Source organism: Gymnodinialimonas phycosphaerae (assembly GCF_019195455.1).
GTDB lineage: Bacteria > Pseudomonadota > Alphaproteobacteria > Rhodobacterales > Rhodobacteraceae > Gymnodinialimonas > Gymnodinialimonas phycosphaerae.
In genome coordinates, this window is the sequence record NZ_JAIMBW010000001.1 from 1,116,125 (window position 1) to 1,138,503 (window position 22,379).

The 22,379-nt window shown below is 64.3% G+C and carries 22 protein-coding genes; 11 read left to right on the plus strand and 11 right to left on the minus strand.

What is annotated here, in order from left to right; genetic code table 11:
• Both KUL25_RS05455 and KUL25_RS05460 read right to left on the minus strand, forming a co-directional pair.
• Positions 1-1,791, minus strand: a complete 1,791-nt coding sequence (locus tag KUL25_RS05455) for a gamma-glutamyltransferase family protein (RefSeq protein ID WP_257892014.1) — start codon at positions 1,789-1,791, stop codon at positions 1-3.
• Entirely contained in the window at positions 1,788-2,876 is a 1,089-nt protein-coding gene (locus KUL25_RS05460) for an AbrB family transcriptional regulator (RefSeq protein ID WP_257892015.1), read from the minus strand. The genes KUL25_RS05455 and KUL25_RS05460 overlap by 4 nt, the downstream gene beginning before the upstream one ends.
• 73 nt (positions 2,877-2,949) lie before the next feature.
• Here KUL25_RS05460 and KUL25_RS05465 point away from each other — a divergent pair, with 73 nt between their 5' ends.
• From KUL25_RS05465 to KUL25_RS05480, 4 genes are all read left to right on the plus strand, one after another.
• A complete protein-coding gene (locus KUL25_RS05465) occupies positions 2,950-3,612 on the plus strand; it encodes a GntR family transcriptional regulator (protein WP_257892016.1) in 663 nt (220 codons plus the stop codon).
• Entirely contained in the window at positions 3,609-5,003 is a 1,395-nt protein-coding gene (tcuA, locus tag KUL25_RS05470; protein WP_282563148.1) for an FAD-dependent tricarballylate dehydrogenase TcuA, read from the plus strand. Before KUL25_RS05465 ends, tcuA begins: the two co-directional genes overlap by 4 nt.
• Positions 4,993-6,075 carry a tricarballylate utilization 4Fe-4S protein TcuB gene (tcuB, locus tag KUL25_RS05475; RefSeq protein WP_257892017.1) on the plus strand — a complete coding sequence of 361 codons (1,083 nt, stop codon included), beginning with the start codon at positions 4,993-4,995 and terminating at the stop codon, positions 6,073-6,075. Before tcuA ends, tcuB begins: the two co-directional genes overlap by 11 nt.
• Positions 6,076-6,166: 91 nt before the next feature.
• Positions 6,167-7,546 (plus strand): M20/M25/M40 family metallo-hydrolase, encoded by a 1,380-nt coding sequence (locus KUL25_RS05480; RefSeq protein ID WP_257892018.1) that lies wholly within the window; start codon positions 6,167-6,169, stop codon positions 7,544-7,546.
• Here the strand turns inward: KUL25_RS05480 and KUL25_RS05485 are convergent.
• The 7 genes from KUL25_RS05485 to speB form a co-directional block, all read right to left on the minus strand.
• Positions 7,543-8,088, minus strand: coding sequence for a holin family protein (locus KUL25_RS05485; RefSeq protein WP_257892019.1), 546 nt, complete (start codon positions 8,086-8,088; stop codon positions 7,543-7,545). The two genes, KUL25_RS05480 and KUL25_RS05485, sit on opposite strands and share 4 nt — an antisense overlap.
• A complete protein-coding gene (locus KUL25_RS05490) occupies positions 8,079-8,690 on the minus strand; it encodes a holin-associated N-acetylmuramidase (protein WP_257892020.1) in 612 nt (203 codons plus the stop codon). The genes KUL25_RS05485 and KUL25_RS05490 overlap by 10 nt, the downstream gene beginning before the upstream one ends.
• Before the next feature lie 111 nt (positions 8,691-8,801).
• Complete coding sequence (gene ccmE, locus KUL25_RS05495; RefSeq protein ID WP_257892021.1) at positions 8,802-9,263, minus strand: cytochrome c maturation protein CcmE; 462 nt, start codon at positions 9,261-9,263, stop codon at positions 8,802-8,804.
• A gap of 23 nt (positions 9,264-9,286) precedes the next feature.
• Positions 9,287-10,315: an N-acetyl-gamma-glutamyl-phosphate reductase gene (gene argC, locus KUL25_RS05500; RefSeq protein ID WP_257892022.1), complete on the minus strand. Its 1,029-nt coding sequence runs from the start codon at positions 10,313-10,315 to the stop codon at positions 9,287-9,289.
• Positions 10,316-10,428: 113 nt separating this feature from the next.
• Positions 10,429-11,238 (minus strand): glutamate racemase, encoded by an 810-nt coding sequence (locus KUL25_RS05505; protein ID WP_257892023.1) that lies wholly within the window; start codon positions 11,236-11,238, stop codon positions 10,429-10,431.
• The gene (locus tag KUL25_RS05510; RefSeq protein WP_257892024.1) at positions 11,238-12,209 is read right to left on the minus strand and encodes a lysophospholipid acyltransferase family protein; all 972 of its coding nucleotides are present in this window, start codon (positions 12,207-12,209) and stop codon (positions 11,238-11,240) included. The genes KUL25_RS05505 and KUL25_RS05510 overlap by 1 nt, the downstream gene beginning before the upstream one ends.
• A 112-nt stretch (positions 12,210-12,321) precedes the next feature.
• A complete protein-coding gene (gene speB, locus KUL25_RS05515) occupies positions 12,322-13,290 on the minus strand; it encodes an agmatinase (RefSeq protein WP_257892025.1) in 969 nt (322 codons plus the stop codon).
• A gap of 127 nt (positions 13,291-13,417) precedes the next feature.
• Here speB and KUL25_RS05520 point away from each other — a divergent pair, with 127 nt between their 5' ends.
• Positions 13,418-13,915 carry a flavin reductase family protein gene (locus KUL25_RS05520; RefSeq protein WP_257892026.1) on the plus strand — a complete coding sequence of 166 codons (498 nt, stop codon included), beginning with the start codon at positions 13,418-13,420 and terminating at the stop codon, positions 13,913-13,915.
• 12 nt (positions 13,916-13,927) lie between these two features.
• Here KUL25_RS05520 and KUL25_RS05525 read toward each other — a convergent pair whose 3' ends face one another.
• On the minus strand, positions 13,928-15,178 hold the full coding sequence (locus KUL25_RS05525; RefSeq protein ID WP_257892027.1) for a DUF2254 domain-containing protein: 1,251 nt from the start codon (positions 15,176-15,178) through the stop codon (positions 13,928-13,930).
• A 45-nt stretch (positions 15,179-15,223) separates the two neighbouring features.
• Positions 15,224-16,384, minus strand: a complete 1,161-nt coding sequence (locus KUL25_RS05530) for a M20 aminoacylase family protein (protein WP_257892028.1) — start codon at positions 16,382-16,384, stop codon at positions 15,224-15,226.
• A gap of 96 nt (positions 16,385-16,480) precedes the next feature.
• Between KUL25_RS05530 and mazG the strand changes: the two genes are divergently transcribed.
• The 6 genes from mazG to KUL25_RS05560 all read left to right on the plus strand — a co-directional run bounded on the left by mazG (position 16,481) and on the right by KUL25_RS05560 (position 22,378).
• Entirely contained in the window at positions 16,481-17,275 is a 795-nt protein-coding gene (mazG, locus tag KUL25_RS05535; protein WP_257892029.1) for a nucleoside triphosphate pyrophosphohydrolase, read from the plus strand.
• Positions 17,276-17,432: 157 nt separating this feature from the next.
• Positions 17,433-18,041 carry an outer membrane protein gene (locus KUL25_RS05540; protein ID WP_257892030.1) on the plus strand — a complete coding sequence of 203 codons (609 nt, stop codon included), beginning with the start codon at positions 17,433-17,435 and terminating at the stop codon, positions 18,039-18,041.
• Between the two features lie 116 nt (positions 18,042-18,157).
• A complete protein-coding gene (locus KUL25_RS05545; RefSeq protein ID WP_257892031.1) occupies positions 18,158-19,066 on the plus strand; it encodes a DMT family transporter in 909 nt (302 codons plus the stop codon).
• 158 nt (positions 19,067-19,224) lie between these two features.
• A complete protein-coding gene (locus tag KUL25_RS05550; protein ID WP_257892032.1) occupies positions 19,225-20,421 on the plus strand; it encodes an OmpP1/FadL family transporter in 1,197 nt (398 codons plus the stop codon).
• A 125-nt stretch (positions 20,422-20,546) separates the two neighbouring features.
• Positions 20,547-21,449 (plus strand): DMT family transporter, encoded by a 903-nt coding sequence (locus tag KUL25_RS05555; protein WP_257892033.1) that lies wholly within the window; start codon positions 20,547-20,549, stop codon positions 21,447-21,449.
• A gap of 56 nt (positions 21,450-21,505) precedes the next feature.
• Entirely contained in the window at positions 21,506-22,378 is an 873-nt protein-coding gene (locus KUL25_RS05560; RefSeq protein ID WP_257894821.1) for an ATPase, read from the plus strand.
• Position 22,379 lies beyond the last annotated feature (1 nt).

Sequence of the window (22,379 nt, forward strand, 5' to 3'; positions counted from 1 at the left end):
CTAACGCCCGATCGCATAGGCCTGCATCAGGCGCGGCGTCGCGGCGGCTTTCAGCATTCCGTCGGGGCTGAGAGAGGCGGCAGTCAGGCGACCGATGGCCCAGGGCTCTGACACCTCCAGCTTGTGGCCGCGCGTGCGCAGCGCGTCGAGCGTTGCCGCCGGGAAATGCGGCTCGGCCATCAGGTGGCCCGGCTTGGTGCCCCGCGGAAAGAAGCTCGCCTGCAGGTGTCCGGTGTGGAACAGTGGGCCGTCGATGGCCTCTTGCAGGTTCATGCCGTGGTGGATCAGGCGCAACAGAAACGTCAACTGCCACTGGTCCTGCTGGTCGCCGCCGGGCGTGCCGAAGGCAACCCGCGTCCCATCGGGTTTGCGCGCCATCGACGGCGACAGGGTCGTGCGTGGGCGTCGGCCGGGCGCCAGCGAGGTGGGCAGGCCCTCGTCCAGCCAGAACATCTGCGCGCGCGTGTTCAGAGGCACGCCAAGGCCCGGAATGACCGGGTTCGACTTCAGCCAGCCCCCTGACGGCGTGGCCGAGACCGCAAGGCCCCATTGGTCCACCACGTCGATATGCACGGTGTCCCCCCGCTTTTCGGTCAGATGCGCCATGGTCGGCTCACCGATCCCGATGCCGTCGGATTGCACCGGCGGGCGGGTGGCACGGGCAAGGAAGGCTTGCGCCAGCGCTTCATGGCCCGCGATGGCACCGGGGCGTTGATCAAGCGAGGCTTTGTCGCCGATCTGCGCGCGCCGCTCGGCCCCGTAGGTCGCAGAGATCAAGGTGTCTACCGGCACATCGAAGTGGTCCGGGTCGCCGTAGTAGGCCTCGCGGTCGGCAAAGGCCAGTTTCAGCACCTCGGTCACACGGTGCACGAAAGCGTCGCCCACCGGGTCCAGCGCGGCGATGTCGTCGCCTGCCAGCATCTGCAACGATTGCAACAGTACCGGCCCTTGGGTCCATGTCCCGCATTTGAAGACGTCCCACCCGGAGTGTTGCACGCGTAAGGCGGGCTCGTAGCTGGCGCGCCATTTCGCCATGTCGTCGCCCGTCATCACGCCTTTGCGCCGCGCGCCGGTCGCGTCCATGACACAGGCATTCTTGAGGTAGTCGTCGATAGCCTCGGCCACGAAGCCTTCGTGAAAGGCGATGCGCGCGGCCTCGATCTGCGCCTCGTGACCCGTGGCGGCCTCCGCCTCGGTCACCAGACGGTCCCAGAAATCCGCCAGCATCTCGTTCTTGAACAATGTCCCCGGCTCGGGCGCATGGCCACCGGGCAGGAATACGGGCGCAGAGGTTGGCCATTCGTCCCGGAAGACATCGGCCATATCGGCGATGGTTGCGGCCACACGGGGCAGGATCGGATGGCCGTGCCGCGCGTAGTAGATCGCGGGGGCCATCACCTCGCGCAGGGGCAAGCGGCCATGGTCGCGCAGCATCAGCATGAAGGCATCGAACTGGCCCGGCACCACCGTGGCCAAAAGGCCCGAGCCGGGGATCAGGTCCAGCCCCTCGCCCCGATAATGGTCGATCGTGGCCCCCTCGGGCGCGGTGCCTTGGCCGCAGACGACCGTCGGTGCCTCATCGCCCGCAGGCCAGATCATCGCGGGCATGTCGCCCAGAGGGCCGTTCAAGTGCGGCTCTACAACGTTCAGCACGAAGCCCGCCGCCGCCGCCGCATCGGCCGCCGATCCGCCCATCTCCAACATTTTCATGCCGGATGCCGAGGCGAGCCAATGAGTCGTCGTGACCATCCCGAAGGTGCCCGACAGTTCGGGCCGTGTGGTGAAAGTCATGTGGTGTCTCCGTTGTTAGAGCCACGGTCAGATGCCGCGCGGTCCGTGACCCGAAACAGCCGCGCCGCAATGGGGGCGCCGGTGATGACAATGACGATCCGGGTCAGATGATGCACAATGACAAAGCCCAGATCGGCCCCCGCCACAATGGCCAGCACGGTCATTTCCGCTTGCCCGCCGGGGGCGAAGGCCAGGAAGCTTTCGACCGGAGGGGCCAGGCCAAGCATATAGGCGACCTCGGTGAATCCGGCGGCCAGCGCCGCCAACATCAGAACGAACAGCACGCCCGAGGTCACATCGCGGCGCAACTCGTAAAGCGTGACCCCGACATAGCCCACGCCGATCCCGATCCCGATCATGAATTGCGCCACCAGGATCGCTTCGGCGGGCGGGCGCACGTGGATCAGGCCGGACAGCGACAGGATCGCGGTTACGATCATCGGCCCCAGGATCGACGCCCCGAAAAGGCCGATCCGCTCACCGCCCTTCCAGCCCACAAGGGCCGCCACCACCATCAACCCCAGCTCGTGCAGGGGCATCGTCGTCACCGGCGCGCCGATGGGATTGTTCAGCGAGACGCCGAACCCAAGGGTCAGGATCAGCGGCGCGACCGTGACGATGATCAGCACGCGGGTGGCATGGATCAGCGACAGCGCGCGTGGGTCGCCCCCCGCCTCGGTCCCGAAGATCACCATGTCCTGCAAGCCGCCCGGCATCGCCGCGTACCAGCTTGTGACCCAATCGAACTTGTAGACCTTGCGAAAGAACGGCACGCCGATCAGCCCGATGACCGCCACATAAATCGGGATCAACGCCACGGAAAACGCCAGTTGCGGCAAGCGCCCGATCAGATCCGGCGTGATCGAGGCCCCGACGGCCACGCCCAGGATCGTACGCGCCGCGACCGAGACTTGTCCCATCCCCCTCAACGGCACCCCCGCCAGCGCGGCGATCAGGCAAGCCAGCATCGGACCAAACAGAAACGGCAGCGGCAGGCCCGTCAGCCAGAACAGCGCCGTGCCAATCACCGCCAGGCCAAGGGTCACACCGCGCTGTTGCAGGGGGCTGTTTTTGAAAGATGTCATGACGATTCCGCACGTGTTGCATTCAAGTGTATCCAAGTGTATGCAATTTCGAAACCCTGAAATGGCAGCCTGTATGTCTGACCCGAAACCCCACGACGCCTCGCAAGGGCAAGACGCCTATGCGCGTCTGTTGGCCGAGATCCGCAGCGGCGCGTTGCGTCCCGGCGACCGTGTGACCGAGACGGATCTGGCGACGCGTCTTGGCATCAGCCGCACGCCGGTTCGCGAGGCGATCCGCGCGTTGGAAGCCGATGGGCTTGTCATCCACACGCCGCGCGTGGGCGCTACGATCCGTGCACTGGACTACGCCGAAATCACCGAGCTTTACGAGATGCGCGCCATTCTGGAAGGCACCGCCGCCCGCTTTGCCGCCCGCGCCGCCTACGACAGCGAAACGGAAGAGCTTGCCGCGATCAATGACGCCATGGCCGACATTCCCGGCGATGTCGCGGGTCTGTTCACCCTGAACGCGCGGTTCCATGCGGTGCTGTTGAACGCGGCGCGCAATCGGTTTCTCGTCCGCTCGGTGCAGTCGATCCAGAAAACGTTGCTGATCCTTGGCCCGTCGACGCTGGAAGAGGCGGACCGCGCGGCGGGGGCGCTGGCCGAACATGCCGCGATCATCGATGCGCTCAAGGCTCATGACGGCGATGCGGCGGAAGCCGCTATGCGCCAGCATATCGAGGCTGCACACCGCGCACGCCTGAAGCAACTGCGCGGAGGCCTAGCGCCATGAGCGACCTGACCCAAACGCTGTGGGACCTGATTGTGGTCGGCGGCGGCAATGCGGGCCTTTGTGCCGCCATCGAGGCGGCGGAAACAGGCGCGCGTGTGCTTATCCTGGAAAGCGCCCCGAAGGCGTACCGGGGCGGTAACTCGCGCCACACTCGCAACTTTCGCTGTATGCACCAAGGGCCCCTGTCGGTGCTGACGGGCAGCTACGAGGAAGAGGAATACTTCGACGACCTGTTGCGCGTGACCAAGGGCAAGACCGACGAAGCGCTGGCCCGCATGACGATCCGCGCCTCGGAAGCGTGTCTGCCGTGGATGGAGGCCCACGGCGTCGCCTTTCAGAAATCGCTGTCGGGGACCCTGTCGCTGTCGCGCACCAACGCCTTCTTCCTGGGCGGCGGCAAGGCGCTTGTGAATGCCTATTACAACACGGCGCAAGACCTTGGCGTCACCGTCGCCTACGACGCAGAGGTCACCCATATCGCGATCGAGGACAATGCGTTCACCGGGTTGGACGTGACCCTCGACGGCACCACGACGCGTTTGAAGGCGCGCGCGCTGGTGCTGGCCTCGGGCGGATTCCAGGCCGATCTGGACTGGCTGGCCGACGCCTGGGGCCCTGCCGCGCGCAATTTCCTGATCCGCGGCACGCCCTATAATCGCGGCGTGGTGCTGCGTGACATGCTGGATCAGGGCGCGCAAAGCGTGGGCGATCCCACACAATGCCATGCCGTCGCCATCGACGGGCGCGCGCCGCAATACGACGGCGGTATCGTCACGCGGCTCGATTGCGTGCCGTTCTCGGTCGTGGTCAACAAGAACGGCGAGCGGTTCTATGATGAGGGCGAAGACGTCTGGCCCAAGCGCTATGCCATCTGGGGCCGCCTTGTCGCCGCACAGCCCGAGCAGGTGGCCTATTGCATCATCGATGCCAAATCGATCCACGATTTCATGCCCTCGGTCTACCCGCCCGAAACGGCGGACACGATTGACGGGCTGGCGCAGAAGCTTGGCATTTCAGGCGCAAAACTACGCGACACGATCGAGACCTTCAACGCCGCCTGCCGTGAGGGGGAGTTCATGCCAACGGAACTGGACGGATTGGCGACCGAGGGCCTCAGCCCGCCCAAGACCAACTGGGCGCGCCCCATCACGCAGGCCCCGTTCTATGGCTATTCCCTGCGCCCGGGCGTCACCTTCACCTACCTCGGCCTGCGTGTGGACGAGACGGCGCGGGTGTCCGGCCCCGCAGGCCCGCTGGACAATGTCTGGTCCGCTGGCGAGATGATGGCAGGCTCGATCCTTGGCGAAGGCTATCTGGCCGGCTTCGGCATGACCATTGGCACCGTCTTCGGACGCATCGCAGGACAGGAGGCCGCTGCCCATGTCGCTTGATCATCCCCCTACCCTTTCACTCACCGAAGAGGCCCGCCGTCAGGTGGAAATCTGCAACGCCTGCCGCTATTGCGAGGGCTACTGCTCGGTCTTTCCCGCGATCACCCGCGAACGCGCCTTTGCGGACGGCGACATCACGCAGCTCGCAAACCTCTGCCACAACTGCCGGGGATGCTACTACGCCTGCCAATACACCGAACCGCATGAATTCGCCCTGAACCTGCCCGCCGTGCTGGCCGAGGTGCGCGTTGACGGGTGGGAGCGTTTTGCCTGGCCCGGTGCCCTGGCGCGGGTGTTCCAGACCTCGGGCGTTTCCTTGGCCGCCGCCCTTGTCGTGGGCATTGCGGCCCTGTTTTGGGCGATAAGCGCGCTGACCCCGACCGATGGTGAGGGGTTCTACGCCTACCTCTCGCACGCCGCGATGGTCGCGATTTTCGCGCCCGCCTTCCTGTTTCCGCTGGCCGTGATCGCCGTGGGCCTGCGCCGCTACTGGTCCGAGGTCGGCGGCACGCGGATCACAGGGGGCGATCTGAAGGCCGCCCTTGGCGATGCGGCGCGGCTGAAGAACCTGTCGGGCGGTGCCGCGAAGGGGTGCAATTATGAGGAAGGCGACCGCTACACGCAGGCTCGCCGCCATGCCCACCACGCCGTGATGTATGGCTTTCTTCTGTGCTTCGCCTCGACCTCCAGTGGCACGCTTCTGCACTATGGCTTCGGGATGGAGGCCCCCTACGGCCTGTTCAGCCTGCCGAAGCTGTTTGGTATTCCCGGCGGCATTCTGTTGACCTTGGGTGCGGTCTCGCTGGCGTGGCTGAAGACCAAGGCCGACCGCGCGCTTGGGGCACCCTCCGTCTGGGGCGGGGAAATGGCGTTCGTGGGCCTTTTGGGGGCAACGGGGGCAACGGGCCTGATGCTATACGCGGCCACGGGCACCGCCCTTGTCGCACCGCTTCTGGCACTGCATTTGGGCACCGTGCTGGCGTTTTTCCTGACCACGCCCTATTCGAAAATGGTCCATGGCTTCTATCGCTTGGCGGCCCTGATCCGAGATGCCCAGATCAGAACGCGGTAGCGGGGTGCGGCGCGGTTATGGTCTTGGGTCGTGTGTGGTCGCAAACAATTTCCGCGTGCACAGCGACGCGTGCTCCGATTAGACTGCGGCCATGACCCAAACGCTCTACAAGGCCGGGATTACGGCCGCGCAAACCCCTGATTTCAAGCGTCGCCTGGCGGAGTTGATCGGCTTTCGAACCGATGCAACGGTGCCAGAGTCTGGGCCTGACCTATCGGCCTATCTGGACCACATCAGCCAATGGTTTGCCGCTTTGGGCTTTTCCGTCACGCGCCACACGCAGGACGGCCACCTCTTTCTGGTGGTGCAACGACTTGAGGGCGCGGACCTGCCCACGATCCTCAGCTATTCCCACGGCGATGTCGTCTCCGGCATGGCCGGACGCTGGCGCAATAACCTTGACCCATGGACCCTGACGCAAATCGGCGAGGATTGGTTTGGGCGTGGGATTGCCGACAACAAGGGCCAATTCCTGGTAAACCTGACGGCGGTGGAAACGGTGCTGGCGCAGCGCGGGCGGTTGGGCGCGAATGTCACGTGGCTGATCGAGATGGGCGAGGAAATCGGCTCACCGGGCCTGGCCACGTTTTGCCAGACCCATGCCGATCTGCTGGCCGCTGACATGCTGCTGGCCTCTGACGGGCCCCGAGTGGCCGTTGACCGCCCGACGGTCTTTCTGGGCGCGCGCGGCGGCGCGACCTTCCGGCTTGATCTGGTGCGGCGCGACGCGGGGCGGCATTCCGGCAACTTCGGCGGCGCGCTGCGCAACCCGGCGTTGGAGATGGCTCATGCGCTGGCCTGCATCACCGATCGCACCGGCGCGATCCAGATCCCCGACTGGACGCCGGGCACCATCCCTGACGCCACGCGCCAGGCCTTGGCCGGGTTGACGCCTGCGGGCGGTGCGATCGATGCGGACTGGGGCGCGCCCGGCCTGACACCGGCCGAGCGCATTCACGCCTGGTCCTCGGCCGAGGTGCTGGCCCTGCACGCGGGCGATCCGCCCGCGCCGGTCAATGCCATCCCGCCCCGCGCCTCAGCCTGGGTGCAACTGCGGTTTGCACCGGGCACCGACGACACCCGGCTGGAGGCCACCTTGCGCAGCCACCTCGACGCCCATGGGTTTGCCGATGTGCAGATTACCCAGGAAGGCCCGTTCTTTGCCGCCAGCCAGACCCCCGTTGACCATCCCGCCGCGCAGCTGATCGCCGCGGCGATCACCGAGGGCACCGGCAGCGCGCCGGTGATCTTGCCCGCCCTTGGCGGCTCCTTGCCGAATGACATCTTCTGTGATGGCCTGGGGCTGCCCACGGTCTGGGTGCCCCATTCCTTCCCCAGCTGCTCACAACATGCCCCCGACGAGCACCTGCCAAAACGCCTGCTGCAGGACGCAACAGGCGTGATGAGCGTGGCCTTGGGGGCGCTTTCGGGCACCCGTCCCGAAGACCTGCGCGCCCGACCCACCGGTTAATCCGCGTCGCGCCATTCCGAGAGCGCTGGATTGTCCGGCGCTTGCGGGGCGGGCTGCCCTGGATCAGGCTGGGAACGCCGGCGCTGGAAGACATTGCCCAAGCGGTCGCGCAAGGACGGGCGCGCGGCGCCTTCCTGTCGGGGCCGCTCATCGCGCGAGTAATGCAATTCGCGCGCCCCGAAGTAAAAGCTGACAATCGCCCCCAAAAGCCACCAAAGCGGTTCGGGCACTTCCTGCAAGCCGACCATCCGTTCCGAGAATCCCACGGGTTCAGCCATGGCGTAGATAAACAGGCCCAAGGTTCCCAGCGCCAGCATCGGGCGTGGCAAACGGTTAAGGCCATTAATCATGCGGTCGAACCAGCCTGTGCCCGCGTATTCGAACTCGGCCGAGGCGGTCTCCAGCGTCGCCTGATGGATTTCGGCGGCCAGTTCCATGGCGCGGGTGGCATTGGGCACGAAAACCTCCGACAGGCCCTCTGCGGCGTCGCCGATGGTGCTGACGGTTTGCCCCCCGCCCAGGGCGCGATCGATCAACCCCATGACGCGGTCCGATCCCGGTGCTGTGCCAGCGTCAGATGATAGCGCGGCGAAATGAACTCTTCCGCCCGCACGATCCATCCCCCCTTGCCGCCATCACGCCTGCGCGCGTATTTGCGCGAGGCGGGCCTGCGGTCCCCGATCCGGTAGTAGTAATTGCGCCGCGCAATGCCATAGGCATCTACAAGGTGATCGGGCGCATCCGAGAACGCCGCATGGGCCGCACGCGCGGTCTGGGGGCCGATCGCGCCGTCCAGGGCGATATCAAGACCCATGTCGCGCAGAAGCCGTTGCAGGATCCGCACCGCGTTGGAGCCCGCGTTGACCTGCATGTCGAAGACGCTCGCCTGAAGCGGCTCGGGCAGCATATGAATGTTGGGGCGGCTATAGTAGTGTTCCAGGAATAGATCCGTGGCGATTTCTGGCGTAATGAGGTGAACATCGTCCACGTCAACGTCGCCATCGGCGTCCAGATCAAGGCCCAGGGCCCGCATCGTGTGGATCGTCACGCCGTGCTTTGTCGCCCCGCCCGGATCGTCGGGATCATTGACGAAGCCTCCTTCGCGGGACACGATTTCTTCTGCGATAGACCGAACCGACTGCATGGGTTCGCCCTCCATGCTCTGTGTTTCGGAAGTCCCGAATCCACCATGGGGCAGTTAACAAATCGCTAAGGAGACGGAAGAAAACCGACCGAAGGCCGTGCAGGCGCAGGCTCAGCTGCCGTTATCTTCTGTGCTGTAGCCCTCGGCATTATAGCCCGACGCCTCCAGCGCGTCGGTCACTTCGGCGGGCATATAGGTCTCGTCATGGCGGGCCAGGATTTCCGTGGCCTCAAACGTGCCATCGATAAGCCGCCCGGTGCCGACCATGCCTTCGCCCTCGCCGAACAGATCCGGCAGAACGCCAGTGTAGCGCACCGGGATGGACGCCGCGAAATCAGTCACGTTGAAGGTGATGGTCTCGCCCTGACCGCGCACAAGCGAGCCCTCTTCCACCATGCCACCAATGCGGAACACCTCATCGGGGGGCGGCGGGTTGTCGACGATTTCGGCCGGTGGGCGAAAGAAATTGATGCCGTCACGCAACGCGTAGCCGATCAACGCCGTTGATAGCGTCAAGGCGACCGCGGCCACGATCAAGATCTGGATCCGTCGCTGTTTCTTCAGTCCACGCATCGCATTCCTCCCTTAGGGCCCCGCTACGGGAAAACGCCGGGGCCCATCAAGCCCGCCGTTTCTTCCAAGTCCAGCATCAGGTTGGCATTCTGAATTGCCTGCCCGCTGGAACCCTTGCACAAATTGTCCAACGCCGCCACGACTTGCGCCCGTCCAGACCGCCGATCGGCCACGACGCCGATGTGGCAATAATTGGTGCCCCGCACGTCATGTGTCGAGGGGGCTGCGCCCATCGGTAGCACCTCGATGAACGCCTCGGATTGATATGCATCAGACAACGCGGCGTAAATCGCTTGCGCGTCCCCCTTCACGTAGCAGGTCGCCAGGATGCCGCGGTTGAAGGGCGCCAGGTGAGGGGTGAATTGCACCTCGACCTTGCGGCCCGCCACCATGCTGAACTCCTGATCGAATTCGCCCAGATGCCGGTGCGTGCTTCCCAGCGCGTAGGCGTTGGTGCCTTCGCTCAGTTCCGCGTGCAGAAGGTTCTCTTTCAGGGAGCGACCGGCGCCCGAGACGCCGCAGATCAAATCAAGGATGATGTCATCAAGATCCACCACCCCCGCTGCAATCAATGGCCGGAGCGCGAATTGCCCGGTGGCCGCGTTGCAGCCCGTGCCGGCCACCAGCCGCGCGGTGCGGATCTCGTCGCGGTAGAATTCGGTCAGGCCATAGACGGCCTCGGCCTGCAACTCGGGCGCGTCATGGGCCTTGCCGTACCATTTGGCGTAATCCGCCACGTCGCGCAGGCGAAAATCGGCGGACAAATCCACAACTTTAAGGTCAATCGGCAAGGCCTTGATAACGCTTTGGGAAGTGGCATGCGGAAGGGCGCAGAAAGCCAGATCAACCCCAGAGAAATCCACATCCTCGATCCGCACCAGATCAGGCAGACCGGCAGAGCGCAGGAACGGGTAGACCGAGGCCATCGACTGCCCCGCCTTGCGGTCGCCGGTCAGGGCCACGATCTCCATCCCCGGGTGGCCCGCAATCAAGCGGCACAGCTCTGCGCCCGTGTAGCCAGAGGCACCTAGGATTGCGATTTTCTTGGTCATTTGGCTGCCTTCCGAAACGATCCCGGCTGGGGATAATCCAAGCGCGTGGTCTATTCAAATCTTCTTTGGTGATGGACCAAATCGCCGATAGTTATTCTGTAGGTCTTCCGTAACTACACCGACTGAAACTTGATCTCTCGTCGCAGGAAGATCGTGGCCTTGGACTCGACCGACTTCGGATCCCCCGAGGTCAGGAAAGCAGGCTCTCCGCCGCCCAACATCGCCGGGCGCCGGGTGAGGTAATCGCCAAGGCTGGCCGCCACCAGCGAGGGTTGCGAGAAGACGGCAACACCGTCGCCCAGGGCATCGCGGAACACGTCCTCAACCAGCGGATAATGGGTGCACCCCAGAATGGCCGCTTGCGGCGAGGGCATCCGACGTTTGAGCGCATCCACGTGAGAGCGCACCAGCGCCTCGGCCAGGATCATGTCGCCCTGCTCGATCGCGTCAACGACGCCGCCACAGGGCTGCGCCTCCACGTCCACACCGATGGCACGGAACGCCAGTTCGCGCTGGAAGGCGCGGCTGCTGACGGTGGTGGGCGTGGCAAACAGCGCCACCTCTTTCACGTCCACCTCACGCGGGGGCGAGTTGTCGCCCCATTGACGTTCGGTCAGCGCCTCGATCAACGGCACGAAGACACCCAACACGCGCTTGCCTTCGGGCACCCAGCCTTCTTGCATCCGGCGCAGGGCGGCGGCGGAGGCGGTGTTGCAGGCCAGGATCACCAGATCGCACCCCCGGTCGAACAGGACCTGCACGCCCGCCGTCGTCAGGTTGTAGATATCTTCGGCCTCGCGCACGCCGTAGGGCGCATGGGCATTGTCGCCCATGTAGATCAACGGCACCTCGGGCAAGGCCTTGCTGACCGCGTCCAGCACCGTCAACCCGCCCAAACCGCTATCGAAAATTCCCACTGCCATCAGTACCGCTCCCTTATTGTTTTCATGCCGGGCAATTTGATCTTGGCGGACTTCTCATCGGGTCCACGGTGCCTGTCCTCAAATTCGAACCCATGGGCCTGCGCGTCAAGGGGGCGTGGTGACAAGGCATAGGTTGTCTTGCGCAGAAACTCCATCAGCGCCTTCGCGTCACCGGCAAGCGCATCGAGGTCCGCGCGCGCGATCGGCTCGCCAATGACGACCTTGACCTCGGAATTGGTGCGCGCCTTGAACTCCTTGATCAGAAGGCCCATCCGCAGGGTGTAATGCAGGTGACTCATCAGCTGGAACAGGCGCGAGTTGTGGCCTTCGAAATAGATCGGCACCACGGTGGCCTCGGATTTGGCGATCATCCGCGCGGTGAAACTGCGCCATTTCGGGTCCATCGGTCGCCCGAACGGTTTTGCCGCCGTCGAGACGGTGCCGCCGGGAAAGACGCCAATCGCGCCGCCGTCCGCCAGGTAGGACAGCGCCGTCTTGCGGGTTGCGATGTTCTGGGCCAGCGCCTCTTTGGTTTCCTCGAACGAGACGGGCAGGATGACCTTGTTCAGATCCTCGGCACGGCGGAACACCTGATGGGCAAGGATGCGGAAATCGCCCCGCGTCCGGGCCAGGATATGGCCCATCATCAACCCATCGAGGATGCCGTAGGGATGATTGGCGATCAGCACCACGGGGCCGGTTTCGGGAATGTTGTCCAGCGATCCGCCGATGACGTTGAGTTGCAGCTTGTAGCGTTCCACCATGACATCCCAGAAGTCGCGCCCCTGGCGCACTTCTTCGTCGTAGCCCGCCGCCGTCCGGATCAGGCGCAAGCGTCCGGTCGTGTTTTCCATCGCGCGGATCATCGCCCGTCCGCCCTTGGTGGCGGCGGAACTGGCGTAGGAAATCTCACGGGCAATGGCGCGGTGTTCTCGGTTGTTTTCGGAATCGCGGCGGCGACGATTGGACATCGGATGACCTGGTCAAGGGCTTGCACGACGACATGTAAGGACTGCCGCGCGCCCGGTCCAGTGACGTTTGGGTAACCACGCCACTATCGTGCCTTACGCAGTTTGGCGCGCCTTACGCGGTTTGGCCCGGCCACCCCCAAAGGCACAGCAGCTCCATCGCCACATGGGCACCCGCCACGGCGGTGATCTCGGCGCTGTCGAAGGGCGGAGAGACCTCGACCACGTCGCCACCCACCAGGTTGATGCCCGCCAGGTCGCGCAGCAGGGTCGCGGCCTGGGCGCTGGAAAGCCCGCCCCATACCGGCGTGCCCGTGCCCGGCGCAAAGGCCGGGTCAAGCGCGTCGATGTCGAAGCTGAGGTAGACGGGCGCGTCCCCTGCCCGCGCCTTGGCGGCGGCCGCCACCGCGCTGGCCCCTGTCTCATGGACCTCGCGTGCGTCATGGATGTGAATGCCGAGGTTATCTTCCACCACCGTGCGAATGCCGATGTGCGAGGACCGCGCCACATCGATCAGCCCTTCCTTCACGGCGGTGTAGCAGAAGGTGCCATGATCGATCCGCGCCGCGTCATCATCGGGCCAGGTGTCGGTATGGGCGTCGACCTGGATCAACGCCAAGGGTCCATGGACCGCCGCATGGGCGCGCAGAATGGACAAGGTGATGGAATGATCGCCGCCAAGCGTGATGGCGGCGGCCCCGGCGCGCAGGATGCCCGCGATATGCGCCTCGATCCGCTGTGGCACGTCCGCCGTGTAGGCATAGTCAAAGGCCATGTCGCCGTAGTCCGCGACGGCCAGCGCCTCCAGCGGGGAATAGCCGTCCCAGCCATAGGGCGGATCGAAGGGTTGCAGGCTGGAGGCCGCGCGGATCGCGCGGGGGCCAAGGCGCGTGCCGGGGCGGTTGGTCACGGCCTGGTCGAACGGAATGCCGGTGACGGCCACATCCACGCCGGACAGATCCTTGGTGTACCTGCGCCGCAGAAACGACGGCGCGCCCGCAAAGGCGTTCTCGAACGACAGCCCCTTGAGGTCGGTCCGCATGATCGCGCCATCGACTTCGTTCTTCGCATCTTCCAACGCCATGATTTGCCCCTTTGGCTGCCTGTCCCCTTGCTATACCCAAGATTTCACGAGACGAACCCCCGAATTGATCCATCTTGTACCGCGCGGCTGCGTGGGCGAGTGTGGCCGCGCGTATTGGGGACGGATGATGGACGATCTGAAAGCGAGTTTTCTGGAAGGCATGAGCCGGGCTGCGGCCTCGGTCTGCGTGGTGACGACCGATGGTCCTGCGGGGCGCGGCGGGGTCACTGTTTCGGCGATGACGTCGATCTCGGCGGATGGTGAAGCGCCGACGATGCTGACCTGCCTGAACGCGGCCTCTTCGTGCCTGCCGATCCTGCTGGAGAACGGCTGTTTTTGCATCAACGTGTTGCGGATCGGGCAAACCGATATCTCGGACGTCTTTTCCTCACGGCGCCCCGCGCCGGGCGGCGACAAGTTCAACGCAGTCGACGTGGATCTGCTGGCGACCGGCGCGCCCTGGTTGACCGAAGCGCTCGTGGCCTTCGATTGCAGTCTCGTGTCAGCCGAGAAACTGGGCACGCACCACATCTGCATCGGTGCGGTGCAGGCCGTGCGGGTCGCCCCCGACGGCGAGCCGCTTCTTTATGGCATGCGCAAGTACCTGCGGGCCGAAGAGCACTAGCCGCAAGTGGTGCTAATCAGGCGCGGGGGTCTTGCGCGCACGCGCGATCCGGTCGGTGTCCCATTGCGATAGGGCGGCACTTTTGTCCACGCGCTCGTCAAGATCCTGCAACAACGCGCCCATCGGTTCGGAAAAGACCCCCGGTGCGCGGTCATTGAGGGCCTGGAACGCAAGGATCAAACGCTCCAAGACTTCCGAGTGCCCGGCGGCGTCGCGGATGATCGGACGGAAAGCGGCATCCACCATGTCCTGCGGCGCGATCGGTGCCACGCAAACGGCGTCGAATTCGACCTCCGGATCCGGCCCCTCTTGCCAATCCAGCAGGACCGACAAAACGCGGTCGATGACCGCGATGGCGGTGCCGGGATCGTTGACGGAAGGCGACAGCGCCCGCGAGGCGATTTCAGACAGGACGGTCAAGCCGTACTCGGGATCCTGATCGTAGGTGCGCTGGCGCCTCACCGTGAAGGTGTCGCAGAGCGCGCTTGCGTCCGCGTCCGACGGGGCCATCCCGTTTATACGTAAAAGGCAGGTACCCGGGGTGACGAAATCGCCGGGCATCGCCACCAGCCAGATCTGCGCGCCGGCGTCCTTGGCAAAGCTATTGATCGCGGCCATGTCGATGTGTTGCACGTAGCCAGAGCCTTCGGTGGTCACGTCATGGGCGTAGTCGGGCGCGTCCTCGTCGGCGCGTCGGCCGCCCAGATACGGCATGGAGAGCCGCGTGTTCAACGACTCGCGCGCCGCCGCCTGCACCCGGTCGAGGGTGTTCTCCATCCGTCCGAAATCCTGGAGGTATCCGATCCAGCGCAACAGCGCGAAGACGACGAACAACAGCACGGCAATGGCCGCAAAAAACACGATCACCCGCGCGCCGGTGTCGTAGAAATTCGCGCTCGACCCGATCACGGCGACGACCGCGAAGACGAAGGCCCCCACGAAGGTCGCAAGCGTCTTCTGGGTGGTCGGATCCTCTTGCAACAGGGCAATCGCCCGAGGCGTCGCGGTTTGCGAGGCCGCGTTATAAGCGTTCACCGCAATCGAAAGCGAAAAGGTGGCCACCGGCAGCATCGCGGTGGTCAGGATCGTCAGGATACGGTCGACGGCATCCTCGCCCACGAACGCGGCCCATCCCTCGGGCACAAGGGGCGACAGGGTGGGCGCGACACCGGCGGCGACCAGGGCCAAGACGGCGTAGGCCGCAACGCGCACCCATAGCCGTCGCAGGATGCTGCGCACCACCCAAAGCCACTTGCCGATCACGGCGTGTCCAAGCGTGGCATGCGGGGGGCTGTCAACATGGCTGCCTCACGCCGGGTTCGCCGTTTCGACAAGCCGCGCGAACAGGCTCGCGCCGATGGGCGCGATGTCGTCGTTGAAGTCGAATTGCGGGTGATGAAGGCCCGCCCCCTCGCCCGCGCCAAGGAACAGGTAGGCGCCGGGGCGCGCTTGCAGCATGTAGGCGAAATCCTCGGCCCCCATTTCCTTGCTGGCGTCGTCCACGACGGCGGCGTCCCCCACGACCTCGCGGGCGACCTGAACGGCAAAGGCCGTCTGATCAGGATCGTTGATGGTGGCGGGATAGCCCCGCTCGTAGGTCAGCTTGGCCTCGACGTTGAAGGCGGCGGCATGGCCCGCGACGATCTCCTGCATGCGGCGCTCCACCATGTCCTGCACCACCGGGTCGAATGTGCGCACGGTGCCGTTGAGCATTGCCGTGTCAGGGGTCACATTGCTGGCCGTGCCCGAATGGATCTGCGTCACGGAGACGACCAGATCATCGAGCGAGCGGTTGTTGCGCGAAACGATGGTGCCGAAGGCCTGCGCGATGGCGATGGCGGGCGGGATCGGGTCAATCGTCTCCTGCGGATAGGCGCCGTGGCCGCCCTTGCCAGTGATGTCGACCGTGACGGTATCGACGGCAGCCATGATTGGGCCAGGAGTGGTGAAGAACGCCCCCTCGGGCGCGCCGGGGACGTTGTGGATGGCGAACACCCGTTCGATATCAAACCGGTCCATCGCGCCCTCCTGCACCATGACCTCTCCGCCGCCGCCGTCTTCTTCGGCGGGTTGGAAGATCAACGCGACGCGGCCCTTGAAGTTGCGCGTTTCGGCCAGGTATTTCGCGGCCCCCAACAGCATCGTCGTGTGCCCGTCGTGGCCGCAGGCGTGCATCTTGCCGGGGATGGTCGAGGCATGCGCGGCGCCCGTCGCCTCAAGGATCGGGAGCGCGTCGATATCGGCACGCAGGCCGATCGTGGGACCAGGCACACCGCTGTCGATGATCGCCACGATCCCGCTGGTCGCAATGCCGCCGTGGATGTCGGTGATCCCGAAGGCCTTCAAGCGCTCGGTGATGAAGGCAGCCGTCTGGTGGCAATCGAAGTTCAGCTCGGGATGGGCATGCAGATGACGGCGCCAGGTTTTCATCTCGGGCGCGAGGGCGGCGATGGAGTTGATGACGGGCATGGGGCACCTCTGGTATGTTTCAGGCAGCCTGCACCCTTTTCGCAGCCGCCACAACACGGGCTTGCGTGGCGGGACGGGTTGAGGCAACGGTTGCCCATGGACCTTCCCTCGGACCCGATGCACCGCCTGCGCGCCATCATGGCGCGGCTGCGCGACCCCGTTCACGGCTGCCCCTGGGACGTGGCGCAGACCTTTGCGACGATTGCCCCCTACACCATCGAAGAGGCCTATGAGGTCGCCGACGCGATCGAGCGTGGCGATATGGACGAATTGAAGGGCGAATTGGGCGATCTGCTGTTCCAATCCGTATTCCACGCGCAAATGGCGCAGGACGACGGCCTTTTCGATTTCGACGACGTGGCGCGCGCCATTGGCGACAAGATGATCGCGCGCCACCCCCATGTGTTCGGCTCTGAGAGCAACGCCAAATCCGCCGAGCAACAGGTGAGCGATTGGGAATCGGTGAAGGCCGCAGAGCGCGCGGCCAAGGCAAAAGGCGGTGTGCTGGACGACGTGGCGCTGGGATTGCCGGCCTTGATGCGCGCCGAGAAGTTGCAGAAACGCGCCGCGCGGGTTGGCTTTGACTGGCCCGAGATTGATATGGTTATCAACAAGATAGCCGAAGAGGTTGAAGAATTGGTTGAAGCACGTGACAGGCTGCCGCAAGAAAAGATCGCCGAGGAGATGGGGGACTTGCTGTTCGTGATGGCCAACCTTGCGCGGCATCTGAAGGTTGATCCTGAAGTTGCCCTGCGGGGGGCCAATGCCAAGTTTGTTCGACGCTTTTCCCATATTGAACAAGAACTTGCGGCGCGATCTTCAAGTCCCGAGGACAGTACCTTGGAAGAAATGGACGCGCTTTGGGACGCTGCCAAACGCGCGGGGCTGTAGCAGCGGATCGACGCGCTCTGCGCCAAAGGCGTGGGCTCTGCGCAACACAGGCGGCTTGCCGCCGCCACGATCGGGCCGTTGAGCTTTGAAAATCAGCGTATTTGCCGTAAGATTTTCGACGAATTTCACGTTATCTCAAATTTCAGGATTTACTCCCATGCATCGATTTTCGATCTCCGCCGCCCTTGCGCTGGCCGCCACATCTCCCGCCCTTGCCGGGCCCGTCGACGTTCCGCCGCCTTTGCCGCCGGTGATCGTGGACAATTGCCCCCTGACGTTCGATTGCCTCTATGCCGGTCTGGAACTTGGCTATGGTCAGGGCGACGGCGATGAAAGCGTCATCGGTGGTCCCACGATACCGCTGGACTTCGACGGCGAAGTCTACGGCGCGTTTGCGGGCTTCAACTTCCAGAACGGTTCGACCGTTTTCGGGGGTGAAGTGCGTTACCTGCACACGAACCTGACGGATGGCGTCGCCGGGTTCGAGGTGAATTCGCTTCTCGATCTGCGCGCTCGTGTCGGTTTCGCGATGGGCCAGGATTTCATGGTTTACGGTGCTGCGGGCTGGACAATGGCTCAAGCCACCGCCGCAGCCGATTTCGATATGGATGGCTACAACTACGGCATCGGCGTCGAGTATAACCTTAGTGAAAGCTTCTTTCTGGGCGCCGACGTGACGGGCCGCCAACTGGAAGGATCCCAAGGCGGTTTCGACTATGAAACCACGGTGAACACGGCCACGATCCGCGCCGGTTTCCGGTTCTGATCGCCGCACTTTGAACGCCAGAACCGCCCCCATTGGGGCGGTCTTTTTGAAGGCGCAGGACGGCTCTGACACATTTGCCACTGGTCAGTGCTCCGCGCTTGGCTAATGTGCGGACAATGTCCACACAATCTGACCCTCCCTCCAATGTTCCTCTTGCCGCGCTGTGGATGATCGGCGCGGTGGTGGCGTTCTCGTCCATGGCGGTCGCGGGGCGCGAGTTGTCCACGGCGCTTTCGACGTTCGAGTTGATGACCTACCGCTCGGCCATCGGGATGGTGCTGGTGGTGGCTGTTGGGGCCGCGGCGGGCACCTTGGGGCAAATCAGCACCACGCGTCTGCGCGGTCACACCCTGCGCAATGTCTTCCACTTTATCGGGCAGAACCTGTGGTTCCTGGCGGTCGGGCTGATCCCGCTGGCACAGCTTTTCGCGCTGGAATTCACCTCACCGCTTTGGGTAATGGCGCTGGCCGCCCTGTTCCTGGGCGAGCGTCTGACACCCGTGAAGATCGGGGCGGGCGTCATGGGCTTCGTTGGCGTGCTGATCGTGGTCCAGCCCGGCTCTGTGCCGTTTTCCATCGGCATGGGCGCGGCGCTTTTGGCGGCGGTCTGCTTTGCGATCACGGCGATCTTCACCAAGCGCCTGACCCGCGACCAGTCCATCACCTGCATCCTGTTCTGGCTGACCCTGATCCAGCTGATCCTTGGCCTTGTCTTCTGTCTTTACGACGGGCACATGGCGCTTCCCTCTGCCACCACCCTGCCCTGGATCATCGTGATCGGCATCGCGGGCCTTTTGGCGCATTTCTGCCTGACCTCGGCCTTCGCCCATGCGCCGGCCTCGGTGGTCATGCCGATCGATTTCGCGCGTCTGCCCCTGATTGCGGTCGTGGGGATGATTTTCTACGCCGAGCCTCTGCAATGGGGTGTCCTGATCGGCGCGATCCTGATCTTCGGGGCCAACTACATGAACATCCTGGCCGAGCATCGGCGCAGCCGAAGCCCTGCCATGCCGATGGATGTGTAACTTTTGTGACACAGGCCACCTGCCTAAAGCGGCACCAACATTGAGTGACGCTGCGGAATATTTGACCGAAGCATCGTTTTTTGAGCGTTAATGCAATCAAGGCCCGCGTGGGAGAGCGCGGGACACGACACATCGGGACCAATGTCGGGGAGACGTCCATGACCCGCTTCACAGCAACAACCACAGCGCTTGCAGCGCTTCTGGCCACCACCACCCTCGCCCATGCCGGCGGTGTGGAGCGTCAGGCCCAAGGCACCTCCATCCTGTTTGAGGACGGCAACTACATCGAATTCGGCTACACCTATGTCGATCCCGACGTGTCCGGCACCCAGACCTTCGGCTCGGTCGGCCCGACCTTGAATGGCTCTGCCTCCGGTGATGTGGCCCCGGCCTATTCCTATTCCACCCTGGCGTTGAACTACGAACTCAATGAGAACTTGAACTTCGCCCTGATCTACGATCACCCCATCGGTGCGAATGTGAACTACGAGCCCGCGGCCAATGGCTACCTGTATCGTGCGGGTCTGGGCTCTCAGGCCGAGATCAACTCCACCGCGCTGACGGCAGCGCTGCGCTATCAGCTGAACGAGAACATCTCGGTCTACGGTGGTCTGCGGGCGGTTGTCGCCGACGGCAACGTGCAGCTGTTCAACGGCTCTGGCGCCGTTGCACCCGGTGGTACGGAACGCTATCAGCTGGATGCCCAAGGTTCGACCGAGTTGGGGTTCATGTTCGGTGGTGCCTACGAGCGCCCTGATATCGCCCTGCGCGTGGCGCTGACCTACTACAGCGCCACCGATCATGCCTTCACCGGCACCGAAACCAACGGCGCAGGCACCGTGGCCACGCAGTTCAACACCACGATCCCGCAGCAACTGTTGCTGGAAGCACAAACCGGCGTTGCAGAGGGCACGCTGGTCTTTGGCTCGATCCGTTGGACCGACTGGAGCGAGTTCCAGATCCAACCGCCAGTCTTCCAAGCCCAAGGTGCGGCAGTGGGCGACCCCAACGCGGCGCTGGTGTCTTACGACAACGACACCTTCACCTACACCCTTGGCGGTGCGCGTCGTGTAACCGAAGACCTGGCCCTTCTGGCCTCCATCACCTACGAGGCGCAGGGCGGCGGGTTCACCGGCAACCTCGGGCCCACCGATGGCCGCACCTCCTTTGGGATTGGCGCGCGCTATGACATGGGCGATTGGCGCCTGTCAGGCGGCATCAACTACAGCATCCTGGGCGATGCGGTGACCGAAACGCCCCGCTCCCTGACCGGCGGCGTCGGTGGCCAGCAATACTCCAGCTTCGAGGACAACCACTCCATCGGGATGGGTTTCCGGATCGGGTATTCGTTCTAAGACACGCCCTTCGCGTCTCGAAAACCCCGCGCACCCATCGGTGGCGCGGGGTTTTTTCTTTGCCCCACTGCCACTTCCGCAACTTCCGGGTCGTGCAACGGCGGTGGCCGGGCTAGACGGGCTGCATGACCCAAACAACCGTAAGCACCCGTGCCTGGGCCGAGATGGGCCTTCTTGGCATCATCTGGGGCGCCTCCTTCCTGTCGATCAAGGTCGGCCTGGAAGAAATCCCCTTCGTGACCCTCGTGATGCACCGGGTGGCCTGGGCCTGCGCGATCCTGTGGGCCTACGTGGTGATCCGCCGCTTGCCCGTACCCGCCGATCCGCGCATCTGGGGCGCGTTTCTGGTCATGGGGCTTCTCAACAACGTCATCCCGTTCTCGCTCATGGCCTGGGGGCAGCAGTTCATCGAGACTGGGCTGACCTCGATCTTCAACGCGGGCACGGCGATTTTCGGCGTGTTGGTGGCAGCGCTTGTGTTTGCCGATGAACGCCTGACCCTGCGCAAAGGCGTGGGCGTGCTGGTGGCCTTCGCGGGGGTTGCGGTCGCCATCGGGCTGGACAGTTTGCGGCAGTTCGATATCCGGTCGCTGGCGCAGCTTGCGGTGATCGGTGGCACCATCTCGTATGCCTTTGCCAGCGCTTGGGCCCGCAAGACCCTGAAAGGTCTGACCCCACCCGTCGCCGCCGCCGGGATGCTGACGGGCGCGATGCTGATCCTGCTACCTGCCGCACTGTACGTGGACGGCATGCCGCAATGGCCCGCCCTGCCCGCCACCTACGCCGCCGTGGCCTATTTCGCCGTCTTCGGCACGGCGCTGGCCTATCTGCTGTATTACCGGGTGCTGGCCATGGCGGGCGCGGGCAATGCGATGCTGGTGACGCTGCTGATCCCGCCGGTTGCCATCGTTCTGGGCGCTGTGGTGTTGGGCGAACGCCTCGCGCCGCAGGCCTTCGCAGGGTTTGGCCTTCTGGCCATCGGCCTGCTGATCCTCGATGGGCGCATCTTGCGCTTGATGCGCGGCTAAATACCGACGGTGCTTGCCAAAAGCGCGGGCCCCGTGGCAAGCCTGCCTCCATGAATTTGATCTACGACACCCCGCAAGCCTTCCAAGAGGCGCCCGCCAAACGGGTTGCCGTCTTCGGCATGTCCGGGCTTGGCAAGACGGTCTTGTCCAACAAGCTGCGCGTCAGCGGCGATTGGTTCCACTACTCGGTCGATTACCGCATCGGCACCGCCTATATGGGCGAGCATATCACCGACAATCTGAAGGCGCAGGCCATGACGGTGCCGTTTCTGGCGGATCTGTTCCGCTCGGACAGTATCTACATCGGGTCCAACATTACCTTCGGCAACCTCGCGCCCCTGTCGACGTACCTGGGCAAGCCCGGTGATCCCATGCGCGGCGGCTTGCCGTTCGAGGAATACAAACGCCGCCAGGCGCTTCACCGCCGGGCCGAGGTCAATGCGCTGCTCGACACCGTGCCCTTCATCCACCGCGCCACCTCGCTTTATGGCTACAAGAACTTCATCTGCGACACCGGCGGCTCGATCTGCGAGGTCGTGGATCCGGCCGACCCCGCCGATGAGGTCCTGCGCACCCTGGCGGACAACACGCTGATGATCTGGATCGAAAGCCCCCAGGGGCACGACGCGGAACTGATCCGCCGGTTCAAGCGTGATCCCAAGCCGATCTACTACCGCCCCGACATGCTGGACGCCCTGTGGCAGGATTATCTGGACACTCATGGCATTACCGAAGCGCAGGTCGACCCCGATGATTTCGCCATTCACGCCTTCAGCCACGTGATCCACAAGCGCGCGCCCATCTATGCCGCCATGGCCCGCAACTGGGGTGTCAGCGTCACGGCGGCCGAGGTGGAGGCCGTGCGCGACGCCGCTGATGCCAAAGAGATGATCGCGCGCGCTCTGGCAAAACCCCGGGGCGTGGCCTAAA